Here is a 3,611-nt window from a genome sequence, read left to right on the forward strand (position 1 = left end):
TCCATCTGTTCATCCGTCAGCCAGAACAGGTCGCTCATCTTCAGTCTCCTTGCAGAGCCTGAATCAAAATTCCCTACAAAAATCAATGGGTCCTGAGCCTAAGGGCTCCGCCCTCGCGCCGGCAAGGGGGCGCGTCAGCAGGCTGACGCCGTCCGATGGGGTTTCCCCGATCTTCCTGCGCTGCGCTCCGTGCAGATCGGGCGATACCCCTCCCCATCGGTCGCCCTTGCCGTTGCTACCCCGCTGCTCGCCGCGAGGCAGAGGAACAGCGGGGGCTGTTCCTCGCGGAACAAAGGGCAAAGACCATGACCGGCAACGCCAACACGGCAACCGATTTCCGCAATACCATTCTGAACGGTGACAGTGTGCAGCTTATGCGCGCATTACCCCGTAATTCGGTGGATTTCATCCTGACAGACCCGCCTTACCTGGTGAATTATCAGGGCAGGGACGGGCGGAAGGTTCGTAACGACGACAATGCGCGCTGGCTCCGGCCTGCTTTCAACCAGATGCACCGTGTCCTGAAATGGGGCGGGTTCGCCGTTTCGTTCTATGGCTGGAATCGCATAGACCTGTTTGCCGAAGCTTGGAAGGCGGCAGGGTTCCGCATGGTCGGGCATATCGTCTTTCGCAAGTTCTATTCGTCTTCTTCCCGGTTTCTTCGGTATGAACACGAAAGCGCCTATCTTCTGGCCAAGGGCAATGTAACACCGCCCGCAAAACCTATCCCGGACGTGCTCGACATGCCCTATTCGGGCAATAAACTGCACCCGACGCAAAAGCCCGTGGCGGCGCTGCTCCCTCTCGTGGAGGCGTTCTGCCCGATTGGTGGCCTGGTGCTGGACCCGTTTTGCGGTTCGGGTTCGTCACTGGTGGCGGCGCAGCATCTCGGGCGTAGGTGGCTGGGGATGGAACTCGACGCAGAACACGCGGAAACGGCGACCCGGCGGCTGGCCTGGCACGCGGCGAAGAAAATAGCGGCATAAGGTATCGAACGCCGCAGGGCCGATAATTCGGCTCTGCGGCGCTCCCTTCCCTGGCCTGTTTGTCCGCACAAATTTGCGCCGATCCGCCTTCGCGGATCGGCGGCAGGAAGATAGAAAATAAGCGCCACTTGCCGGACGAGTGCCCGGCGAGCGAACTATTCTGGCAGGCTCGGACAAACGCCATAACGTCATACGATCGCGTTACGAGATCGACATATCTTCAAACACAGTCTGCACAAAATCTTCCCGTTGCGCATCCTGATTGTCCTGCTGCCAGAAGCAGGCGCAAGAAGAAGGGTAATGCGATGCCGATATCAGATTGGCAGTCGCCGGCCGCTTACGAACACGCACAAGACATTGCTGCCGCCGGCATGGCCTGGGAATATCTTCGACGTGACGACGAATACCGTCGCGCGTTCCAGCGAACGAAAACGCTTCCGGCTCCGAAACCTCGGGGCAGCAAAGCCTTTTCCGAACGATGGGGTTTGCGATTTCCCTGTCGATCCGGCGCAGCCTGCTGGACGCACGCCTGTCTTCTGGATACCGGAACTCTCGCCTGACGTCATTGCACTGCACGTAGCACTTGCGGACGCGGATGATCCGGCCGTCATGCCGATCAACCTCGCGGACTTACCGGACCTCGTCACGCGGCTGGATGAAAATGATGCGTGGCACGCTTTCTGGTCGTTTGGCGCGTCGGCACATCAGTTCTGGCTTCCGACACGTCCGGCGGATGGATGCTCCACCTATGTCGTGATCCTGCCGCTTGATAAACTACTGGAACTTCGCACGGCGGCTGTGTTGCGATTATGGCGCACGTTGGCGGGCCGGTCTGAGGGCAGGCGGGCTCACGATTTCACGCAACAGACACGGGACCGGCATATCTTGATATTGCGCGCGCTTGATGGTCGGGCAGATGGCGCGAGCTATCGCAAGCTTGCTGAGGCATTGCTTGGATTTCGTGGCAGAAAGACCGACTGGGAAAGCGATCCTCGCAAGAATCAGGTTCGTCGCCTTGTTGCCGATGGGCGGTATTACGTTCGTGGTGGCTACCGTGATCTGTTGCGCTATCCGATCAGACTGTTTGAGCGTTGAAGCCTATTCGGGAAAATGGTTTATCAAGGGGGCACTCATAGACAGATTCCATCTCTTGCGGGATACTTAACGAAATTACGTTCTTGAATAAAATTCTGCATTAAGGTGGAGTATAATCGTGGTTAAAGAACAAAAAAGAATAGATTTCAAATACGGTGTTTCAAAGACGTTATTTGATAGAGCGGGAGGTAGGTGTTCTTTTCCAAGGTGTAAAAATCCAACAAGTGGGCCATCTCGCTCAAAAAACACTTCCATTAATATGGGTGTTGCGTGCCATATTTATAGCGCGGCGAAAAATGGACCTAGAGGGCAAGGAGGAAAAGATGCTACTTTCATCAGCAGTGTGGAGAATGGAATCTGGTGCTGTAAATACCACGGTGATTTAATAGACAAGGAATCAGGAAAAGATTTTCCTGCTGATAATTTGTTTGCGTGGAAGGCTTTAGCAGAAGCAAGAACTCGCAAACAAATGGATGATATTCCATCGGCGTTGGGATGGGTAGAATCTATTGAGCATATAGCGTTTCCAACTCTGTCCAAATTACCTAAAATAAATTTGTCGCGCTATACAATTTTGTATGGTCGTAATTGTACAGGGAAAACTTCTTTACTTGAGGCTGCGGCATCAATAAATCAATCGAGATATGCAGAACGATTCCAAGGTACGTATACGACAGATACTGAAGGTAATCGTGTGCCTTGCAGGTTTATATCTAAAGTAATTTATTCAACTGTAGACACAATAAGTAAAGAGATTTTTATTGAAGTGTGCGGTGAATATTTAATTAGAGGTGATGGAAATATTTCATTTTTATTCCCTCCAGGAGATATAGAGGTAATATACTGTTCAGATAAAGATTGCCGACGAAAGGAAACGGAAGACGATATGGATTTCTTCATGCGTGTTCTTGGGGTTGATAAATGTACTTTACTATCATTGGCGAAAATTGGAGCCAGAACTATTATTGGTGGAGAGATTAAATTTTCTCCTGCGGAAGAATGGAATGAAGAGGACGGTGAGAATCAAAAAATATATCGACCGGATGGAGAAGAATATATAGAAATGCAGTTTAGATTTTTTAAAAGAGATAATTGCATACCATTTGGTTGCTTATCATCAAGTGAAAAAGGAAAATTAATTCTTGATCTTTTAATTACTAAAGCAAAAGAAATTTGCAAACAAAAGCTAACGATTTTTATAGTTGAAGATTTAGCTATTAGATTTGATAAAGGTAACTTTGAGGCATTGCTCAATGTTCTTTTGGAATGTGATTTCCAATCCATTGTATCAATGCCACCTTGGCTTGAGGATGATATTCTTGAGGAAAACGGTGGGGAAAAAATTCTTAAGAAAGATGATTTTTTAAAAAAATGGAGACTTCAATTATTACAAATATAGAATTTCTGTTGTCAAAATATAAGAACGTTTCTAGGCTCAGGACTCATAGCCAGAAGATGACGGTTGCAGCGAGGCAGATGGCTGAGAAGAAGACGTTCGGGCATCTGTCATAGCGTGTTGCGACCCGCCGC

Annotated in this window: 4 protein-coding genes and 1 pseudogene; 4 read left to right on the plus strand and 1 reads right to left on the minus strand. The window is 49.8% G+C overall.

What is annotated here, in order from left to right; all coding sequences use genetic code 11:
* Positions 1-350: 350 nt before the first annotated feature.
* From CDI09_RS17165 to CDI09_RS18020, 4 genes are all read left to right on the plus strand, one after another.
* Positions 351-986 (plus strand): DNA methyltransferase, encoded by a 636-nt coding sequence (locus CDI09_RS17165; RefSeq protein WP_408884524.1) that lies wholly within the window; start codon positions 351-353, stop codon positions 984-986.
* A 371-nt stretch (positions 987-1,357) separates the two neighbouring features.
* Positions 1,358-1,546: a transcriptional regulator domain-containing protein gene (locus CDI09_RS19050; protein ID WP_408884525.1), complete on the plus strand. Its 189-nt coding sequence runs from the start codon at positions 1,358-1,360 to the stop codon at positions 1,544-1,546.
* 49 nt (positions 1,547-1,595) lie between these two features.
* Positions 1,596-2,081, plus strand: coding sequence for a DUF2285 domain-containing protein (locus tag CDI09_RS17175; protein ID WP_078526258.1), 486 nt, complete (start codon positions 1,596-1,598; stop codon positions 2,079-2,081).
* Positions 2,082-2,199: 118 nt separating this feature from the next.
* Positions 2,200-3,480, plus strand: a complete 1,281-nt coding sequence (locus CDI09_RS18020) for a hypothetical protein (protein ID WP_146220948.1) — start codon at positions 2,200-2,202, stop codon at positions 3,478-3,480.
* Between the two features lie 43 nt (positions 3,481-3,523).
* Here the strand turns inward: CDI09_RS18020 and CDI09_RS17180 are convergent.
* A pseudogene (locus CDI09_RS17180) lies at positions 3,524-3,611 on the minus strand (IS5/IS1182 family transposase); the annotation flags it as partial.

The sequence above is a fragment of the Komagataeibacter nataicola genome (genome assembly GCF_003207795.1).
Classification (GTDB): Bacteria; Pseudomonadota; Alphaproteobacteria; order Acetobacterales; family Acetobacteraceae; genus Komagataeibacter; species Komagataeibacter nataicola.

What these genes read in the sequence shown, in the direction of transcription:
- CDI09_RS17175 (WP_078526258.1), top strand. Translation starts at nt 1,596, where the DNA reads ATGCCGATCAACCTCGCGGACTTACCGGACCTCGTCACGCGGCTGGAT.
- CDI09_RS19050 (WP_408884525.1), top strand. Translation starts at nt 1,358, where the DNA reads ATGGCCTGGGAATATCTTCGACGTGACGACGAATACCGTCGCGCGTTC.